The following is a 20837-nucleotide window of genomic DNA, read 5'->3' as shown; positions in this document are numbered from 1 at the left end:
ATTATGGATAGAAATATTGTTTTATTTTTAAATGCTATTGGAATTTCAAATAGAAATATACAAAAGATATTAAAATTATTTAACTCGTATAAGGATTTCAAATCAAATTATAAATTATTATATGAATTAGATAATATTGATAAAAGAACAGTAAAGAAAATAATCAATAATATAGATTTTAATATAAGTGATTATATAAAAAGGATTAAAAAACTAAATGTAAATATAGTTTTTTATGATGATGACAATTATCCTAAAAACCTAAGATTTATTGATGATTATCCTTTAATTTTATATTACAGAGGAACTCTCTTAGAAGATGATTATTTAGGTGTTTCTATTGTAGGAGCAAGAAAATGTACAAGCTATGGTTCCTGGGCATGTTCAAAAATAGCAAAAGAGCTTTCATATTATAATATTCCAATTATTTCAGGTCTAGCATATGGTATAGATAAAATAGCTCATGAAACGGCATTACAAAATAATAATAGGACTATAGCTGTTTTAGGAAACGGTATAGATATAATATATCCTAAGAATAATTATAAAGTCTATAATGAAATTTTGAAAAATGGTGCAATTATAACTGAATATCCTTTAGGAACACAACCTTTAGGATATAATTTCCCTTATAGAAATAGGATAATCTCTGGAATAGGGCAAGGAGTAGTCGTAATAGAGGCTATGGAAAAATCAGGTACTCTTATTACTGCTAACTACGCAGCTGAACAAGGTAAAGAAGTTTTTGCATTACCTGGAAATATTAACAGTCTTTATAGTAAAGGTACTAACTTACTTATAAAAGATGGTGCTAAAATATTAATATCCATTGATGATATACTTGAAGAGATTGAGTATAGAGATGTAAAAAAGGATAGTATCAATATTCAATTTTCAAATGATGAAGAAAAAATCATTTATAACGAGCTATTAAAAGAACCTAAAACTGCTAATGAACTATCTATTACTACTAATATTAAAATAGATAATATAAATGTGGTCTTGACAATACTTGAACTTAATGGTTATATTATTGAATTAAAAGGTGGAAAGTTTTCTACTGTTTAAATATGAAAGGAAAATACAGTTGGCAAAGAATTTAGTTATTGTAGAGTCTCCAACAAAAGCAAAGACTATTGGAAAAATGCTTGGAAGTAATTATAAAGTCGTAGCTTCTGTTGGACATTTAAGAGATCTTCCTAAGAGTAAAATGGGAATCGATATAGAAAACAACTTTGAACCTCAATATATTAATGTTAGGGGCAAAGGTGACATAATAAAAGAATTAAAAAAACAAGCAAAAAAATCTGAAAAAGTATTTCTTGCAACAGACCCGGATAGAGAAGGTGAAGCAATTTCTTGGCATCTTAGTAATTTATTAGGATTAGATCCTAATGAAAAAAATCGAGTTGAATTTAATGAAATTACTAAATCAACAGTTAAAGAAGCTGTAAAAAATCCTAGAAAAATAGATATGAATCTAGTAAATGCTCAACAAGCTAGAAGGGTATTAGATAGACTTGTAGGTTATGAAATATCTCCTGTTCTCTGGAAAAAGGTCAAAAGTGGACTTAGTGCCGGTAGAGTACAATCAGTAGCCTTGCGTTTACTATGTGAAAGAGAAAAGGAAATTAGGGAATTTGTTCCAAAAGAATACTGGTCAATTGAAGCCACTCATCTTAAGGATAAAATTAATTTTGAATCATCTTTTTATGGAGAGTTAGTTAAAGGTAAAGAAGAAAAAAAAGAATTAAAAAATATTAATGAGGCAGAAGAAATTATTAGTAACTTAGATTTAAATAATTTCATGGTTTCAAACATTAAAAAAACTAAAAAGAAAAGAAACCCTTATCCTCCATATACAACAAGTACGTTACAACAAGATGCAAATAGAAAATTAGGTTTTTCTGCATCCAAAACCATGTCTGTAGCACAACAGCTTTATGAAGGTATTAGTATAGGAAATGAAGGTACTGTTGGTTTAATTTCCTATATGAGAACGGATTCTACAAGAATTTCTAAAGATATAATTAATGAAGCCTTAGAATATATTAAAAACAAATATGGCAGTCAGTATGCTTCAAAAGGTAATAGTTATGGGAAAAATAAAAAAGGGGCTCAAGATGCACATGAAGCTATAAGACCAAGTTCTATAATACGAACTCCTGATTCGTTAAAGGATTATTTAAGCAATGATCAGTATAAATTATACAGACTTATTTGGAATAGAGTAGTAGCTAGCCAAATGACACAATCCCAATATGAATCAACTAATATTACCCTTTTAAATAACAATTTTGTCTTTAAAGCTAATGGAAACATTGAATTATTTAAAGGCTTTACTATAATTTATTCTGTTGAGGATAAGAATGTACTATTGCCTACAGTTGAAGAAAATGAAATAATTAACACAAGTAAAATTGATAAAACTCAACATTTTACTAAGCCAAAAGCAAGGTTTACTGAAGCTTCCTTGGTAAAAACATTAGAAGAAGATGGTATAGGACGACCTAGTACTTACGCTTCAATTATAAGCAGTCTTTTAAAAAGAAACTATGTAAAATTAGATAAAAAGAAATTTTTCACTACTGAACTAGGTGAAAATGTTAATGCTTTCTTATTAAAGTATTTTAGCGATATAATAAATCAAAAATTTACAGCTGAAATGGAAGATGAATTAGATAAAATTGAAGAATATGATTTAGATTGGAAAAATACTATTTCAAAATTCTATGATAGTTTAGAAGAAAATTTAGCAAAAGCCAAATCAGATACGAATACCTATAAGGTTGAAGATAAAAAAATTGATGAGTTTTGTCCAGAATGTGGTTCACAATTAGTCATAAAACATGGACGTAATGGAGAATTTATAGGTTGTTCAGGATTTCCTAATTGTAAATATACAAAAGCCATAATTAAAGGTACAGGGGTTAAATGTCCTAAATGTGGTGGAGAGATTATTGAAAAAGTTTCAAAAAGAGGAAAGCTTTTTTATGGTTGTAGCAATTATCCAAATTGTGACTTTGCTGTTTGGGATAAACCAATAGATGAGAAATGTCCTAAATGTAATTCAATTTTAGTTCATAAGAAAAATAGAAAAGTAGATGAAATTAAATGTTCTAATGAAAAATGTGATTATGTAAAATAAATTTGTAAAATTAATCCTTTTATGGTATTATACTTGAGGAATACGCACATTTATGGATTAATTAAGAGTTGCTAAATAGTACTTAATTAAGTTGAAGTAAATGGAGGTAAAAAAACAATGGAGGGATTTATTTAATGGCAGTAGTATCAATGAAAAGCCTGTTAGAGGCTGGTGTACATTTTGGACATCAAACTAGAAGATGGAATCCAAAAATGGAAAAATTTATTTTTACAGAAAGAAATGGAATCTATATTATAGATTTACAAAAAACTGTAAAACAAATTGAAGAGGCTTATAACTATATAAGAGATATAGTAGCAGATGGTGGTAAAGTATTATTTGTAGGCACAAAGAAACAAGCTCAAGAAGCTATAGAAACAGAAGCTAAAAGATCAGGACAACCATATGTTAGTCAAAGATGGTTAGGTGGTATGCTTACAAATTACAAAACTATCAAAAGTAGAATTAGACGTCTTCGTGAATTAGAGGATATGGAAGAAAATGGTACATTTGCCGTTTTACCAAAAAAAGAAGTAATTCAACTAAGACATGAAAAAGATAGATTGGAAAAATTCTTAGGTGGAATTAAAGACATGAATGGCTTACCAGATGTTCTATTTGTTATAGATCCTAAGAAAGAAAAAATAGCAGTACATGAAGCACATATTTTAGGAATACCTGTAGTTGGGGTAGTTGATACAAATACAGATCCTGATGATGTAGACATTCCAATTCCTGGTAATGATGATGCTATAAGAGCTGTAAAATTAATAACAGGTGTTGTAGCAAATGCAGTAATTGAAGCTAACCAAGGTGCTCAACATGATGATGTTGAAGCAGAAGCAGAAGTTGAAAATAAGGAAACTGCTAAAGTAGAAGAAGTTACTGAAGAGGAAATAAAAGAGGCTTCAGAAGAAATTAACTCATAATAAAAATGGTAAGAGTAATATATCTCTTACCTTTTGTTCTGATTTATTATAAATTTTAAGGGGGAATATTAATGGCTATAACAGCTACAATGGTTAAAGAATTACGTGATAAAACTGGTGCTGGTATGATGGATGCTAAAAAGGCTTTACAAGAAGCTAATGAAGACATGGAAAAAGCAATGGAAATTTTAAGAGAAAAGGGACTTGCTGGTGCTTCTAAAAAAGCTGGTAGAATTGCTTCTGAAGGTTTAGTTGAAGCATATATACATGGTGGTAGAATTGCAGCCTTAGTAGAAGTGAATTCTGAAACTGATTTCGTTGCTAAAAATGAAGAATTTAAACAATTTGTTAAAGATATTGCTATGCAAGTTGCTGCTTCATCTCCAAAATACGTTTCAAGAGAAGATGTTCCTGCAGAAGAAGTTGCTAAAGAAAAAGAATTTTTAATTCATCAAGCAATGAACGAAAATGCTGCTAAAGGAATGGATCCTGAAAAATCAAAAATGATTGCAGAGAAAAAGGTAGAAGGTAGAATGGGTAAATTCTATGAAGAAATTTGTCTATTAGACCAAGCATACATTAAAGATCCTAGCATAAATGTTCAAACTCTTTTAAATAACCTAATTTCAAAAATTGGAGAAAATATTAAAATCCGTAGATTTGTAAGATATGAAGTTGGAGAAGGATTAGAAAAAAGAGAAGAGGACTTTGCAGAAGAAGTTGCTAAACAAATGGGTAACTAGAATATAAATTAAATAATATTTTAAAATAGACATAATCTTAATTATGTCTATTTTTTTAAGTGTAACAATATTATGAAAGCAAATAAAATAATTAAATATTAACAAATATTTTCTTTCAATTTCTTATTACATAAAACTGCTTAATTCAGTTATTTCCTAAACTTACTTCTGTTGAAAAAGTAAGTTGTAAATGATATGATATTAAAGATATATAATAGAATTTTTATGTGAACATTTATCTTGTTCGTATTTATAAAAAATAGTATGGGAGGAATAATTTGAATTTAGCCTATAAAAGAGCAATAATAAAATTAAGTGGAGAAGCCCTTTCAGGTGGTAAAGGTCATGGACTAGATGACGATGTTATAGATGATATTTGTAAATCTATAAAAGAAGTTCATAATTTAGGTCTAGAACTAGCAATAGTAGTTGGTGGAGGAAATTTTTGGAGAGGACGTTCCTCTGAAAAAATAGATAGATCTACATCTGACAGTATGGGGATGTTAGGTACAGTAATTAACGCATTGAGATTACAAGCTTCACTTGAAAATTTAGGAGTAGATACTAGAGTACAAACTGCAATAGAAATGAAAGCAGTAGCCGAACCATATATAAGAAGAAGAGCCATTAGGCATATTGAAAAAAATAGAGTAGTAATCTTTGGTGCCGGTGCCGGTTTACCATATTTTTCAACAGATACAACAGCAGCTTTAAGAGCTGCAGAAATTAATGCAGATGTAATTTTATTAGGTAAAACAGGAACAGACGGAATTTATAATAAAGATCCTAATAAATATGATGATGCTATTAAATATGATGAATTATCATATATAGATATATTAAATCAAGGTTTAGGTATAATGGATTCAACAGCCACATCTCTATGTATGGATAATAATATACCAGTGGTTGTTTTTGGAATTGATGATCCAAATAATTTAATAAAGGTAGCTTGTGGAGATAATATTGGAACTAAGGTGAAAGGAGACTAATATGTATACTGACGTATTGAAAAATTTAGAAACAAAAATGCAAAAAACAATAAATTCCTATAAAGAGGATTTGAAAACTATTAGGGCTGGGAGAGCAAATCCTGCTTTGTTAGATAATTTATCTATAGACTACTATGGAACACAAACTCCATTAAATCAAGTATCTACTATTAATGTTGCTGAAGCAAGGTTATTGACCATTCAACCATGGGATGTTTCAACTATATCGGCAATAGAGAAAAGTATTCTACAATCAAATTTAGGTATTACTCCTTCAAATGACGGAAAAATTATTAGACTTCCATTTCCTGCATTAACAGAAGAAAGAAGAAGGGATTTAGCTAAATTAGTTAGACAGTATGCTGAAAATGCTAAAGTAGCTTTGAGAAATAGTAGAAGAGAAGCAATGGATGCAATAAAAAAATTAGAAAAAAACTCAGAAATATCTGAAGATGAGTTACGAACTGGAGAACAAGAAATTCAAGATTTGATTAATAAATATACTGCTGAAATTGATTCCATTACAAAAACAAAAGAAGACGAGTTAATGGAGATCTAGGAGAGAATATGCAAGAGAGTTTACTTAATAAAATTGATTCAAATAATATTCCTAAACATGTTGCAATTATTTTAGATGGTAATGGAAGATGGGCAAAAAAAAGATTTCTTCCTAGATTTAAAGGGCATCAAGAAGGTATGAAAAGAGTAGTTGAAATAGTAGAAGTTGCTAGCAATATTGGTATTGAATTTCTAAGTGTCTATGCATTTTCTACTGAAAACTGGAAAAGACCAGTGTTAGAAGTAAATTCTCTTATGGATTTATTAGTTTATTATGTAGAAATACAACTAGATAAATTAAAAAAGAATAATGTTAAAGTTATTACTCTTGGAGATATATCAAAACTTCCTACTAAAGCTAAGAATGCTATTGTTAAAGCTTGTAATGAAACAAGTACAAATACCGGAATGGTTTTAAATATAGCTTTAAATTATGGCGGTAGAGATGACATTGTAAATGCAACAAAAAATATTCTTGAAGATTTTAATTTAGGAAAAATTAATATTAATAATATTGATGAAGATATTTTTAAAAACTATTTATATACAACAAATCAACCAGATGTTGATTTGTTAATTCGTTCAGGTGGAGATATGCGATTAAGCAATTTTTTATTATATCAAACAGCATATGCTGAATTATATTTTACTAATTGCTTATGGCCTGATTTTAAAGAAGATGAATTATTTAAAGCTATTATAGATTATCAAAGTCGTAATAGAAGGTTTGGAGGAGTATAATGAAAAATTTAATTATTAGAGCATTAACAGGTATTGTGTTAGTAGCCGTATTAATTGGTTTTACAATACTAGGAAAAACCTATTTATTATTACTGACGACTTTTTTATCTTTAGTTGGAATTTATGAATTTTTTAATATTATGAAAAAACTAGAATATAAACCTAACTATTTGTTAGCGTTTATTTTTTCTTTACTGCTGTTACTAACTGTATATTTTGGATATACAAATATAGAGAGTAGTATAATTTTAGTTTACACATTATTTGTAATGATAATGATGACTTTTTTTGATTTATTTGATCATAAAACAGCCTTTTTACAAATCTTTGTAGTAACTTATATTACGCTGTCTTTTAGTAGACTAATATTATTATCTGATACTATGCTTATATGGTTAGTATATATAACTTCATGGGGTACAGATACTTTTGCATATCTAGTAGGTTCTGTTTTTGGCAAACATAAATTAATTGAAAAACTAAGTCCCAAAAAATCCATTGAAGGTGCTATTGGTGGAATTATAGGAGCTGCTATTCTAACTTACATATTTGCCGTTGTTTTTAAATTTGACAATAAGATGCAATTAGTTATTATTGCCTCTATTGGTTCAGTAATATCTCAAATCGGTGATTTATGTGCATCTAAATTTAAAAGAATATCAAATACTAAAGATTATGGCACAATATTTTTAGGACATGGAGGAGTATTAGATCGTTTTGATAGTGTTTTATTTACTGCTCCATATATATATTTAATATATTCATTTTTATAATGAATGTCTGGAGGTTAAATGGTAACAATAATAATAGCAATAGCAGTATTTTTGATAGTGATTTTTTGGCATGAATTAGGACATTTTCTTGTAGCTGTAAAATCAGGAATTAAGGTAAATGAATTTTCCGTAGGAATGGGCCCAAAGTTATTTCAAAAGAAAAAAAATAATATTAAATATTCTTTAAGAGCCTTACCCTTAGGTGGCTATGTTGCTATTGAAGGCGAAGATGAGGATTCTGAAGATCCGAAAGCCTTTAATAATGCAAAGGCAAGTAAAAGACTAGCTGTAATAGTAGCTGGTGTAATAATGAACTTTATTCTTGGATTCGTAATTTTATTTTTTGTAAATATGTTTGCGCAACCAAATATAGCATTAATAGTGGAGAATAGCCCTGCAGAAAAGGCTGGACTTAAAGCAAATGATATTATTTTAGAAATCAATGAAAAAAATGTAAAAAACTCAGATGATATTACAAAGTATATATCTGAATCTAATGGAGAAGAACTGAATATTTTAATTAAATCTAACAATAAGGAAAAAGAAATTAGAGTAACTCCTTCTAAGGATGAAAGTGGTCAATATCTTATTGGTATTCAAATAGGAAGAGCTTTCAGTACAGATAATGTTTCTATATTACAAGGAATTACAGGTGCAGTTAAGGATTTTAAAATCTATTCAACAGCGATTGTAGATGCACTATATAAATTAATAACAGGTAAATTATCTCTTGATAATTTAGCAGGACCTGTAGGTACTGTTGTTTTAATTGGTGATTCTGCAAAAAGAGGTGCAATGACCTTTTTTAATCTACTAGCAATGCTTTCTATTAATTTAGGAGTTTTTAACATTATGCCTTTTCCTGCATTAGATGGGGGACGAGCTGTTCTAATACTTGTGGAAATGTTAACCGGTAAAAAATTACCGGCTGAAAAGGAAGGACTACTAAATTTTGTTGGATTAATACTACTTTTAACACTTATGGTTGTAGTAGCTTTTAAAGATATAGTTACTTTATTTTAAGAGGTAAAAATGAAAAGAAAATTAACAAAACAAATTTTTGTAGGTGATGTTCCCGTTGGAGGTTCATCACCTATTACTGTTCAATCTATGACTAACACAATAACAAAAGACATCGATTCAACAGTAAATCAAATTTTATTATTAGAAAAAAATGGCTGCGATATTTCCAGGTCAGCAATTAATGACTTGGAAGATGCAAAAGCAATTTCTATTATAAAAAGTAAAACCAATATTCCCTTTATTGCTGATATTCAATTTGATTATAGATTAGCAATTGCAGCAGTGGAAAATGGTGCTGATTGTTTAAGAATAAATCCCGGCAATATTGGAAATAAAAACAGGGTTAGAGAAGTAACCCATTGTTGTGAAGAGTATAATGTTCCTATACGAATAGGAGTAAACTCCGGTTCCTTACATCAAAAATACTTGGATAAATATAAGGGTGTTAACTCTGATTCTATAGTATATAGTGCTTTAGATGAGGTGAATTTTATAGAATCCTTAGGTTTTTATAATATGAAATTATCTTTAAAATCCAGTGATGTAAATATGAGTATTGAATCATATAAAAAGATTTCTGAACTAACGGATTATCCTCTACATTTAGGAATTACTGAAGCAGGACCTTCTTATGTTGGGACAATAAAATCTGCTGTTGGTATTGGAAGTTTATTAAGCCAGGGTATAGGTGATACCATTAGAGTTTCTCTAACAAGTGCACCAGAAGAAGAGGTTCGGGTAGGAAAAGAGATTTTAAAATCTTTAAAACTTAGAACAGAGGGCATTAATATAATATCTTGTCCAACATGTGCAAGGACAAAAATTGATTTAATAAGTATTGTTAAAGAAGCTGAAAATTATTTAAACAACATTAATAAAAACTTAACTGTTGCCATTATGGGCTGCGTTGTAAATGGACCTGGTGAAGCAAAAGAAGCTGACATAGGAATAGCAGGCGGTAATGGTCAAGGCTTAATATTTAAAAAAGGAAAAGTTATAAAGAAAGTTGAAGAGAAAAAATTATTAGAAGAATTAATTTCAGAAATAGAAAAAATGAAGTAGAAGGTAAATATGGAATCAAAATTTAATACTTTATTAGATAAATTAAAAATTAGAAATTGTTTAAATTGTGATCCTAATATCTTAGAAATTAATTATGATCCAAAAAAGGACGAAATTAGTTTCTTATTTTCAGAAGTTGAGAATATTGAGGATAAAAAGGAAATTAAAAATATTTTAAAGGAAATTTTACCAAATCTTTCAAATATTATAATTGAATTTAAAGAAAATTCAATTAATAGTGTTAGTGTAAATATTGAGGAATTAGTTTTTAATTTTTTAAAAAATAATAATATATTTATAAATAAATCCGATATATATTTAATAGGGGAATCAATAAACATATATTGTGAAGAAAAATATAAAAAATTGTTATCCGAAAATAAAATTGAAAATTCTTTATTAGAAAATGTTAACAAATTTGACAACAAATATACAAATGTTCTAATTAATACTTTAAAAGATGAAGATATTTCTCAACAACATCTTTCTATAGTGAAATCAAAAGAAAAAAAGGTTAGTAAAGAATTTGTTTCAAAAATAAATAACGAACAAAAAAATAATATAAATGATATTAACAATAATAATAAAGTAGACAAGAAAAACAGATATGGCAGGAAAATTAATAGTTCCATTACTCCAATAAAAGATTTAGGAGATAATTGGGATTATATTTGTGTTGCTGGAGAAGTAATAGATCTAAATAAAGTTGTTACTAAAAAAAATGACTATGTAATACTCTCATATGATATAAGTGATTATACTTCAACAGTAACTTGCAAAACTTTTTTTACAACAAAAAAATTTTAGCGAATTCGAAGATTTAATTACTGTTGGATCTTGCTTAAAGGTTGAAGGTAAATATACCTATGATAATTTTGCTAAATCAAATGTAATTAATGTTAACAGTATAGAACCATATAAAATGAATAAGAAAATTGATAACTCAAGTGAAAAAAGGGTTGAGTTACATCTATTTACACAAATGAGTGCCTTAGATGGTTTTGTAAAAGTAAAGGATTTAATGAAACTTTTAAAAAATTGGGGACATACTGCTGTTGGGATAACCGATAAGGGTGTAGTTCAATCCTATCCGGATGTTGACCAATATGCTAAGGAAAACTGTATTAAACCTTTATATGGTATTGACGCAAAGTTTTTAAAAGACAAACTTAGAATTCTTACAGATTTTTATGGTACATTTAATAATGATGAATTTGTTGTTTTTGATATTGAAACTACAGGTTTTTCAAGAATAAATGACAAAATTATTGAAATTGGTGCTGTAAAAGTAAAAAACAATGAAATAGTTGAAAAATATAATCAGCTAATAAACCCAAATGTTACTATTCCCGAAAAGATTATCGAACTAACAGGAATTAATAACAATATGGTAGACAATGAACCTAATATTAAAAAAGTACTTCCTGAATTTATGGAATTTGTTGGAAATGCAACACTTATTGCCCATAATGCAGATTTTGATATAGGATTTATAAGGGAGAATTGTAAATTACAAAATATTACATTTAAAAATGCTTATATTGATACAGTGGCATTATCTAGAGCTGTCTTTCCTGAATTAAAGAAACATAAATTAAATATTATAGCAAAACATTTAAGTATTTCTCTAGAAAATCACCATAGAGCTTGTGACGATGCACAAGCTACAGCTGAAATTTTCTTAGAAATTTTAAAAAAACTTAAAGAAGAAAATATAATATTTGATGAAAAAATTAATAATCTAAATACGGAATGGCCAATTTATAAAAATGAAGCCTATAATGGATTAATATATGCGGAAAATCTTACTGGTTTAAAAAATCTTTATAAAATAGTATCTGAATCAAGTTTGAATTATTTTAATCGTTCACCTGGCATACCTGAATTTCTTTTTGATAAATATAAAGAAGGTCTATTAATTGGTAGTGGGAATCACAATGGTGAATTATTTAAAGCTATTATTAAGGATTATCCTGATTTTATAATTGAAGAAATAGCTAGTAAATTTGATTTTCTTGAAGTTCAACCTCCTGAAAATTATGGAAAATTAATTTATGAAGGTGAAATTAAAGATATTAATCATGTTAAAAAATATATAGAAAAAATATGCAATATTGGTGAAAAATATAATATTCCAGTAGTAGCAACAGGAGATGTACACTACATTTATCCAGAAGATTATATTTTAAGAAATATTGTTAAGTTCTCTCAACCCCTTGCAAAACATGAGAAAGAAATTAAACCAACCTTATATTTAAGAACAACAGAAGAAATGTTAAATTCCTTTGAATTTTTAGGTAGGAAAAAAGCTAAGGAAATAGTAATAAAAAATACTAATTTAATAAAGGATTTAATTGGAGAATTTAAACCTATACCAGATGGTACATTCCCTCCAGTAATAGAAGGCTCTGATCAAGAACTTAGAAAAATCACCTATGATAAAGCCATTTCTTTATATGGAGATCCTATACCTGAGTATGTTAAAGCTCGTTTAGATAAAGAGCTGGACTCAATTATTTCAAACGGATATGCAGTTTTATATATTATTGCCCAGAAACTTGTCTGGAAGTCAAATGATGATGGTTATTTAGTAGGATCAAGAGGTTCTGTCGGTTCTTCTTTTGCTGCAACTATGGCAGGTATTACTGAAGTTAATCCACTATTACCACATTATAGATGTCCAGAATGTAAACATAGTGAATTTATTGATGATATAAATATCGGTTCAGGTATAGATTTACCTGATAAAATCTGTCCTGTTTGTGGAACAAATTATATAAAAGATGGGCACAATATACCTTTTGAAGTCTTTCTGGGATTTGAAGGGGATAAAGAACCGGATATAGATTTAAACTTTGCAGGAGAGTATCAACCAGTAGTTCATAAATATACAGAAGAACTTTTTGGTTCCGATAAAGTTTTTAGGGCTGGTACTATAGGTACTATAGCTGACAACACCGCATATGGCTATATTCAAAAATATATAGAAGAAAATGAAATTAATATACCAAATGCAGAATTAAAAAGATTGCAAAAGGGAATTGTAGGTGTAAAGAGAACTTCCGGTCAACATCCAGGAGGAGTTATGATTGTTCCTCAAGATAAGGAAATATATGATTTTTGTCCTGTCCAACATCCTGCAGACGATATGAAGTCAGATATTATTACTACTCACTTCAACTATAATGCAATTAGTGGTAGAATATTAAAATTGGATTTACTTGGCCATGATGTTCCTTCAATAATAAAAATGCTTAGTGATATTACAGGAATAGATCCATTAACTATTCCTTTTGATGATGATGAAACAATGAGTATTTTTAAATCTAATGATGCTTTAAATTTTATTGAGGATTATGATTATACATCGGTAGGAACTTTAGGTATACCTGAATTCGGTACTAAATTTGTTAGGCAAATGTTAGTTGAAACCGAACCAACAACTATTTCAGAATTATTTAGAATATCTGGACTATCCCACGGTACTAATGTTTGGACTAATAATGCACAGGATCTAGTACGTGACAATATAGCATCTCTTAAAGACGTTATATGTACAAGAGATGATATAATGACTTATTTAATACAGAAGGGACTGGAGAACAAAAGAGCCTTTAAAATAATGGAAACAGTTCGTAAAGGGCGTCTACTCGATGAAGAAACAGAAAATTATATGAGAAAGTTTGATGTACCTGAATGGTATATTGATTCCTGTAGAAAAATTGAATATATGTTTCCTAAAGCCCATGCAGTTGCTTATGTTTTAATGAGTTATCGTATAGCTTACTTTAAGGTTCATTATCCTGAAGCCTTTTATTCAACTTTCTTTACAACTAAAATTGCGGATTATCCAGGTCAAATTATTTTTGAAGGATTGGATTCTATTAGGAAAAAAATGAGCGAAATAAAAGAACTTGGATATTCAGCTACGGCAAAAGATAATAGTACATTGACTGTATTAGAAGTTGCTGAAGAAATGTATTGTAGAGGAATAAAAGCTAGTCCTGTAAGTTTTCAAAACTCAGATAAATTAAAATTTAAAGTTTTAGAAAAAGGATATATTCAACCTCCTTTTAGAGGACTTGAAGGAGTTTCAGATGCTCATTCAATTGCAATATATGACGAATACAATAAGAATGAATTTCTTTCAATTCAAGATTTAGTAAAAAGAACTAAAATAAATAAAGTTGCTGTAGAATCTTTAAGAAATCATGGTGTATTAAAGGGGCTACCAGAATCTAACCAATTGAGTTTCTTATAAAAAAGATGTTGTTATTTCAACATCTTTTATTTAATTGTGTACTATTTCTATGCTATAATTGAATAGAATATAAATGAGGAGAATTTATGGAAAAAGTTAAATTTGAATTTGAAGTTACAAATCAAGAATTTATCAACATACTATTTGATAACTTAGAGGAAAAAATTAAATTAATAGAAAAAGAATTAAATGTAAAATTATCTTTATATGGCAATGGAATTAAGATTATTGGTAATAAAAATTATTCCAGTGCTACATATAATTTACTTATTGAATTATATGAATTATATAAAAAAGATGGAAATATTTCTGAGCAACAAGTTAGATATTTAATTGATATGATTAAAAAGGGCAAAAATGGAATTTCTAAAACCCTTCTTGACTATATAATATGTACAACATCTAGAGGAAAACCAATTAAACCAAAAACTCTAGGACAAAAACAATACTTGGATTATATTTTAAGTAATGACATTGTATTTGGAGTTGGACCAGCAGGGACAGGTAAAACTTATTTGGCTATGGCAATGGCAATTAGAGCTTTTAAAAATAATGAAGTAGATAGAATAATTCTTACTAGACCAGCTGTAGAAGCTGGAGAAAGCTTGGGATTTTTACCAGGAGATCTGCAAGAAAAAATTGACCCATATTTAAGACCTATATATGATGCTCTATTTGAAATATTAGGCTATGAGCAATACTTGAAACTAGTTGAAAAAGGATTAATTGAAGTGGCACCTTTAGCCTATATGAGGGGTAGAACTTTAGATAATGCTTATGTAGTATTAGACGAAGCTCAAAATACAACCAATGAACAGATGAAGATGTTTTTAACTAGGATTGGTTATGGTTCAAAAGCTATCATTACAGGTGATATTACCCAAATAGATCTACCTAGGGGAAAAAAATCCGGTCTAAAAAATGCTAGTAATATTTTACGTAATATTGATGGTATAGCTTTTATGGACTTTGAATCTACAGATATAGTTAGACATCCACTAGTACAAAAAATTATTAATGCTTACGAGAAATTTGAATTAAAGGAAAATAAGAATGGAAATATTAATAAATAACAGACAAGATAAATTAACACTTTCTGATAACTTAATTTCAAATATAAAAAAAGCTATTTTAATCTGTCTAGAAATTGAAAAGCATAATATAAATGTAGAAATATCTCTTTCATTTGTTGACAATGAAGAAATAAAGAAAATAAATAAAGAATTTAGAAATATTGATACTCCAACTGATGTACTATCTTTTCCTTTAGATATAGATTTTTTCATTGAAGATATAAATATTCCTTTAGGGGATATTATTATTTCTACAGAAAAAGCTAGGGAGCAATCATTAGAGTTTGGACATAGTTTAGAAAGGGAAATTATATACTTAGTAATTCACTCTATGTTTCACTTACTAGGTTATGATCATATTAAAAATGAAGATGCAATAAAAATGCGTAATAAGGAAAAAGAAGCTATTAGAAAAATAGGAATATATAAAAATGAAAAATAATAAAGACTTTAAAAATACTAATTTAATAGAAAGCTTCAATCATGCCATTGATGGTTTAATCTATTCTTTTAAAAATGAAAATAATTTTAAACGCCATGTATTTATGGCAATTTTAGTGGCTTTGTTAAGTTTGTTTTTTAATTTTACAAGATTGGAAATGGCTATTTTATGTATTACTATTACTTTGGTTATTTTAGCAGAATTATTAAATACGACTATTGAAAAAATTGTGGATTTAATATATGAATATTATGAGCCTAGGGCAAAAATAGCTAAAGATGTTGGAGCTGGAGCAGTTTTGGTAACAGCTTTAAACTCTTTGTTTGTTGGTTATTTTATTTTCTATGATAGGATTATAAGAATTACTGAAATAGGAGTATTTAAAATAAAGAAATCTCCTGTTCATTTAGCTTTTATAGCCTTGGTTATTGTAATTTTAATTACACTAATATTAAAAAGTTCTTTTTATAAAGGAAAGGGTACACATTTACAAGGAGGTACTGTAAGTGGACACTCTGCTTTAGCCTTTTGTTTGGCAACTATTATTGTTTTTTTAGCAAATAATACACTAATTTCAATTTTAAGTTATTTTTTAGCTTTTTTAGTTGCTGAATCTAGGGTAGAAAGTAAAATTCACAGTTTATCTGAAGTTATATTTGGTGGAATTACAGGATTTTTAGTTGCTACTATTATATTTAAATTGTTGGTGAGATTTTAATTATGAATATAGAAAAACTTATAAAATTAGCTTATACTGCAAGAGAAAAAGCCTACACTCCTTATTCTAATTTTAAAGTAGGCGCTGCTGTTGTTACAGAGAATAATAATATTTATTCTGGATGCAATATAGAGAATGCTGCCTATTCTCCATCTATTTGTGCTGAAAGAACAGCAATATTTAAGGCTATTAGTGAAGGAGAAAGTAAAATTAAATTAATTGTTATTGTAGGAACTAACGATTTTACTTATCCTTGTGGTGTATGTAGACAGGTAATTAAAGAATTTGCAAAAGATACATGTAAAATAATTGTTGCAAATAATAAAATGGAATATAAAACTTTCACTTTGGACGAGCTACTTCCTTATAGCTTTGGGCCAGAGGACTTAAGGAGATAAATATGTTTAAATCTGGATTTATTACGGTATTAGGTAGGTCAAATGTAGGAAAATCTACATTTTTGAATTATATAATGGGGGAAAAATTATCAATTATTTCCAATAAACCTCAGACTACAAGAAATAAAATAAAAATGATATATACAACTGAAAATATGCAATGTATTTTTTTGGATACTCCAGGTATACAAAAACCTAAAAATAAATTAGGTGAATATATGTTGAAAGTATCAAAAGATAGTTTAAATGATGCTGATATTGTAACTTATATAGTTGACAATAGTACAATTATTGGAGAAAATGAAGAATATATTTTAAATTTTTTAAAAAATATAAAAACTCCAATTATATTAGTTATAAACAAAATAGATTTATTAACTGAAGCTAACCTAGAAAAAATTATTGCTTTATATGAAAAATATAATATTTTTAAAAAAATTATTGCAGTTTCTGCAGTAAATGGACAAAATATAGATGAGTATTTTGATGCAGTCTATGAACTATTACCTGAAGGTCCTATGTATTATGACGAGGATGAAATTACTGACCAACCTATTAAGAAAATAGTTTCTGAAATAATCAGAGAAAAGACTCTAGTTTATTTAAATGAAGAAATTCCACATGGAATAAATGTTGTTGTTGACAGCTTAAAACACAGAACAGAAAAGAATATATATGATATATATGCAACAATAATTGTCGAAAAAAAATCTCATAAGGGAATGGTTATAGGCAAAAACGGAAAAATGATTAAAAAAATTGGTACCGATGCTAGAATAGATATTGAAAATTTTCTAGAAAGTAAAATAAATTTAAAACTTTGGGTAAAAATTGATCCTGACTGGAGGAATGTCAATTCTAGATTGTCAGAATATGGATATAAATAATGCAAAATAATGAAACAAGAGCTATTGTACTAAATACCTTTAATATAAAAGAAAAGAATAAAATAATTAAGGTTTTTTCTAAAAACTTTGGCAAAATGGATCTAATTTATAAGGACAATAAATTAGGTTCATTAAATAATGCCAGTCAATTAGATATATTCAGTGAAGCTTTTTTAAATGTTTATATATCAAAGGAATATGCTTATTTAATAGATTATGAACTTATTTCTACCCGGTATAAATTAAGGAAAAATAGTTTAAAAATCCTATATGGAAATGTAATTATAGAATTATTAGAAAAAATTTTTCCAATGTATTTTATTGAAGATAAAATATATGATTTAACATTAAAAGTATTGGATAATTTAGAAAATAAAGATAATAACGGTTATTTACTTGTATTAGCCTATATATTAAAATTTTTAGCTTATACTGGATATAAATTAGACTTTAGTAAATGTGCAAATTGTAGTGATAGCAAATCAAAAAAATATTACTTTTCTTCACAAGAAGGAGTTTTATTTTGTAATAATTGTACAAAAGGTTATAATATGTATGAATTAGATTATTCACAAATTACATTAGTGAATAAATTATTATATTCTAAAATTGATTTTATTCCTGATGTAGAATATGAAGATAATTTGTATTTATTAACGATTTTAATAGATAGTATAAAAAAAATTTTCGAAATTAATAAGTTTAATTCATTAAGTTTTATTAACTTATATAAGAAAGGTTTATATGGACAATAAAGTTTTAATTGAAATAGGTATAAAGGATTTACAATATAATTTATATGATGTTGTTATTAGAAATTTAAGGGAAAGTTTGAATAAAAATTTTGAGATAAATAATATTAAATACGATGAATTAAAGTTCAATTATAGTAAAAACAGAATTTTGTTCTCTTTTAGTATTCCTGAAGAAACAAATATTTCTAACGATATTATTTCAAAAATTATTACAGATTCCTTAAATAAATTATTTATACCTATAAAAGATTTAGAAATTTCATATTATTTAAAGGATTATATAATATGGATTCAAGGGATGAGAGATGATTTATTTTTAAATTTTAATGAATTTAATATTTCCAATGAAAAAGATTCTAATATAAAATTTTATAAAATGGTTTCTATTGACGGGTATAAAGAACTTTTAAGGAAAAATAATATTATTTTTGAAAATGATGCACGTAGAAATTATTTTATTACAAAATCCAATCGAATGGCTAAAGAATATGGTGGAATATTATTTGATTCAAATTACTTAATTGAAAAATATATAAATGCATATAATTTGCCATATCCAATTATAAAAAAATTTGATAATAAATTATTAGAATATCCTCAAAAATTATTAATAGCAATTTTATTGGATATTTGTAATGTTTTTCCAATAGTTAATGAAAAGAATGCATTAATGCCTTATTTCATCTTTCCTGTAGAAAAACATAATATTAATAACGAAATTAAAATAAATAATATTCATTTAGAAATAATTAATACTATATTGGAAGTTTTGTCTAAGTATGAAAAAACTATGGAATTTGATTATGAATATTATTTAAATAAAATGAAAAAAACAAAATTGCCGTTAGAAATAGGTACAGTATACGATAAAACCCTTAGAATAAAATCTTTTGCTAAAATACTAGGTTCCTATTTAAAAGTAGGGGAAAATACTATAAAAAATATCGAATTAGAAGCAGATATATGCAAATTGGATCTGGCTACAGATATAGTAAATGAAATGCCAGCTTTAAAGGGAATTATTGGATATTTATATGCTAAAGAAAGTGGATTTAGTGATATTGTATCAAATGCTATGTATATGTACTATAGACCAAGGTTTTATTATGATAAGATGCCTGATACCACTTCTGCAAAAATACTTAGTATTGCTGACAAATTAGATTCAATAGCTAATATGTTTATTTATAATACGTTAAATTTAAAAGATAACCTATATCAAACTACTGATATTAGGAGAAAAGCAAGTGGTGTTATTAATATAATTATAGAAAATAAATGGGATTTAAATCTTTCTATTATAATTGATGATTTAATATATACCTATATAAAATACAATAATATAGTAATGGATTATAAGGTCCTTAAAAATGAAATTAAAAGTTTTATTTTATCTAAATTTCGAGAGGAACTGGTTAATAAAGACTTTAATTATAATTCCATTGATAATTTAATAAAAAAATATCCAGATAATATTTCAAAAATACATGAAATATTAGTAAAAGGAGAAGAAGATGAGTAGTAAAAATTTAATTATAGTGTCTGATTCCACTGGCGAAACTGCTATTCAAATGACAAATGCTATAAAAGTACATTTTGACTTAGATGGAGTAAATATTTTAAGATATCCTGATATTTTGTCTAATGAAGAAATTGATGAAATGTTTAATGAACTAACAGGTGAAAATTTAATTTATTCAACTATTATAAGAGAAGACATCTTAAAATATTTAAAAGAAAAAGCTTTAGAAAAAAATTATACAGTTGTAGATTTATTTGAAGTTCCTTTAACGGCAGCTGAAAAATTCTTTAACCAAAAAGCTAAACGTGAAGTAGGATTAACAAGAACATTAAGTGAAGATTATTTTGCAAAAATTGAAGCACTTGATTTTGCTATGAAATATGATGATGGTAAAGATCCAAGGGGAATTAAATTAGCTGATATAGTTTTAATTGGAATATCCAGAACTTCAAAAACTCCATTATCCCTTAATTTAGCTTTTAAAAACTACAAAGTATGTAATATTCCCTTAGTACCTGAAATTAATCCTCCTGAGGAATTGTTTCAAGTAGATCCAAAAAAAATAATAGGACTTATAATTAATAAAGATAAATTAAATGAAATAAGAAATGAAAGATTAAAATCTATGGGAATAGTATCAGGTGGAGAATATTCATCTGAAAATAGAATATTAAATGAATTGAATTTTGCTTTAGAGCTATATGAAAAAATTGGTTGTAGAGTTATAGATGTAACTACTAAAACCATTGAAGAAACAACATCTGATATTATTACAATGATAGATCAAAAGGACAATATTAATTAATAGGAGA

Annotated in this window: 20 protein-coding genes; all 20 read left to right on the top strand. The window is 27.1% G+C overall.

Annotated features, from left to right (window positions below; genetic code table 11):
• Positions 1-3 precede the first annotated feature (3 nt).
• The 20 genes from dprA to JFY71_RS10345 all read left to right on the top strand — a co-directional run bounded on the left by dprA (position 4) and on the right by JFY71_RS10345 (position 20830).
• A complete protein-coding gene (gene dprA, locus JFY71_RS10440) occupies positions 4-1068 on the top strand; it encodes a DNA-processing protein DprA (RefSeq protein WP_243660727.1) in 1065 nt (354 codons plus the stop codon).
• 19 nt (positions 1069-1087) lie between these two features.
• Positions 1088-3148 carry a type I DNA topoisomerase gene (gene topA / locus JFY71_RS10435; RefSeq protein ID WP_243660726.1) on the top strand — a complete coding sequence of 687 codons (2061 nt, stop codon included), beginning with the start codon at positions 1088-1090 and terminating at the stop codon, positions 3146-3148.
• Positions 3149-3282: 134 nt separating this feature from the next.
• A complete protein-coding gene (gene rpsB / locus JFY71_RS10430) occupies positions 3283-4077 on the top strand; it encodes a 30S ribosomal protein S2 (RefSeq protein WP_243660725.1) in 795 nt (264 codons plus the stop codon).
• A gap of 71 nt (positions 4078-4148) precedes the next feature.
• A complete protein-coding gene (tsf, locus tag JFY71_RS10425; protein WP_243660724.1) occupies positions 4149-4820 on the top strand; it encodes a translation elongation factor Ts in 672 nt (223 codons plus the stop codon).
• 278 nt (positions 4821-5098) lie between these two features.
• The gene (gene pyrH / locus JFY71_RS10420) at positions 5099-5812 is read left to right on the top strand and encodes a UMP kinase (protein WP_243660723.1); all 714 of its coding nucleotides are present in this window, start codon (positions 5099-5101) and stop codon (positions 5810-5812) included.
• A 1-nt stretch (position 5813) separates the two neighbouring features.
• Positions 5814-6371 (top strand): ribosome recycling factor, encoded by a 558-nt coding sequence (frr, locus tag JFY71_RS10415; protein WP_243660722.1) that lies wholly within the window; start codon positions 5814-5816, stop codon positions 6369-6371.
• Positions 6372-6379: 8 nt separating this feature from the next.
• Positions 6380-7111 (top strand): isoprenyl transferase, encoded by a 732-nt coding sequence (locus tag JFY71_RS10410; RefSeq protein WP_243660721.1) that lies wholly within the window; start codon positions 6380-6382, stop codon positions 7109-7111.
• Positions 7111-7884, top strand: coding sequence for a phosphatidate cytidylyltransferase (locus JFY71_RS10405; protein ID WP_243660720.1), 774 nt, complete (start codon positions 7111-7113; stop codon positions 7882-7884). Before JFY71_RS10410 ends, JFY71_RS10405 begins: the two co-directional genes overlap by 1 nt.
• A gap of 18 nt (positions 7885-7902) precedes the next feature.
• Complete coding sequence (rseP, locus tag JFY71_RS10400; protein WP_243660719.1) at positions 7903-8907, top strand: RIP metalloprotease RseP; 1005 nt, start codon at positions 7903-7905, stop codon at positions 8905-8907.
• Positions 8908-8916: 9 nt separating this feature from the next.
• On the top strand, positions 8917-9969 hold the full coding sequence (gene ispG, locus JFY71_RS10395) for a flavodoxin-dependent (E)-4-hydroxy-3-methylbut-2-enyl-diphosphate synthase (protein WP_243660718.1): 1053 nt from the start codon (positions 8917-8919) through the stop codon (positions 9967-9969).
• Positions 9970-9978: 9 nt separating this feature from the next.
• Positions 9979-10776: a hypothetical protein gene (locus JFY71_RS10390; protein ID WP_243660717.1), complete on the top strand. Its 798-nt coding sequence runs from the start codon at positions 9979-9981 to the stop codon at positions 10774-10776.
• A 16-nt stretch (positions 10777-10792) separates the two neighbouring features.
• Positions 10793-14230, top strand: a complete 3438-nt coding sequence (locus JFY71_RS10385; RefSeq protein WP_243662167.1) for a PolC-type DNA polymerase III — start codon at positions 10793-10795, stop codon at positions 14228-14230.
• 86 nt (positions 14231-14316) lie between these two features.
• Positions 14317-15303 carry a PhoH family protein gene (locus JFY71_RS10380; RefSeq protein WP_243660716.1) on the top strand — a complete coding sequence of 329 codons (987 nt, stop codon included), beginning with the start codon at positions 14317-14319 and terminating at the stop codon, positions 15301-15303.
• A complete protein-coding gene (gene ybeY, locus JFY71_RS10375; RefSeq protein ID WP_243660715.1) occupies positions 15284-15745 on the top strand; it encodes an rRNA maturation RNase YbeY in 462 nt (153 codons plus the stop codon). The genes JFY71_RS10380 and ybeY overlap by 20 nt, the downstream gene beginning before the upstream one ends.
• Positions 15735-16463 (top strand): diacylglycerol kinase, encoded by a 729-nt coding sequence (locus tag JFY71_RS10370; protein WP_243660714.1) that lies wholly within the window; start codon positions 15735-15737, stop codon positions 16461-16463. The genes ybeY and JFY71_RS10370 overlap by 11 nt, the downstream gene beginning before the upstream one ends.
• Positions 16464-16465: 2 nt before the next feature.
• Positions 16466-16861, top strand: a complete 396-nt coding sequence (gene cdd / locus JFY71_RS10365; RefSeq protein WP_243660713.1) for a cytidine deaminase — start codon at positions 16466-16468, stop codon at positions 16859-16861.
• Between the two features lie 2 nt (positions 16862-16863).
• Entirely contained in the window at positions 16864-17748 is an 885-nt protein-coding gene (gene era, locus JFY71_RS10360; protein ID WP_243660712.1) for a GTPase Era, read from the top strand.
• The gene (recO, locus tag JFY71_RS10355; RefSeq protein ID WP_243660711.1) at positions 17748-18503 is read left to right on the top strand and encodes a DNA repair protein RecO; all 756 of its coding nucleotides are present in this window, start codon (positions 17748-17750) and stop codon (positions 18501-18503) included. The genes era and recO overlap by 1 nt, the downstream gene beginning before the upstream one ends.
• Complete coding sequence (locus tag JFY71_RS10350; RefSeq protein ID WP_243660710.1) at positions 18493-20025, top strand: glycine--tRNA ligase subunit beta; 1533 nt, start codon at positions 18493-18495, stop codon at positions 20023-20025. The genes recO and JFY71_RS10350 overlap by 11 nt, the downstream gene beginning before the upstream one ends.
• Positions 20018-20830, top strand: a complete 813-nt coding sequence (locus tag JFY71_RS10345; protein WP_243660709.1) for a pyruvate, water dikinase regulatory protein — start codon at positions 20018-20020, stop codon at positions 20828-20830. The genes JFY71_RS10350 and JFY71_RS10345 overlap by 8 nt, the downstream gene beginning before the upstream one ends.
• Positions 20831-20837: the final 7 nt, after the last annotated feature.

Source organism: Miniphocaeibacter halophilus (assembly GCF_016458825.1).
Lineage (GTDB): Bacteria > Bacillota > Clostridia > Tissierellales > Peptoniphilaceae > Miniphocaeibacter > Miniphocaeibacter halophilus.
The sequence above is the reverse complement of the archived record's forward strand: the minus strand, read 5'-3'. Positions and strand labels throughout refer to the sequence as shown.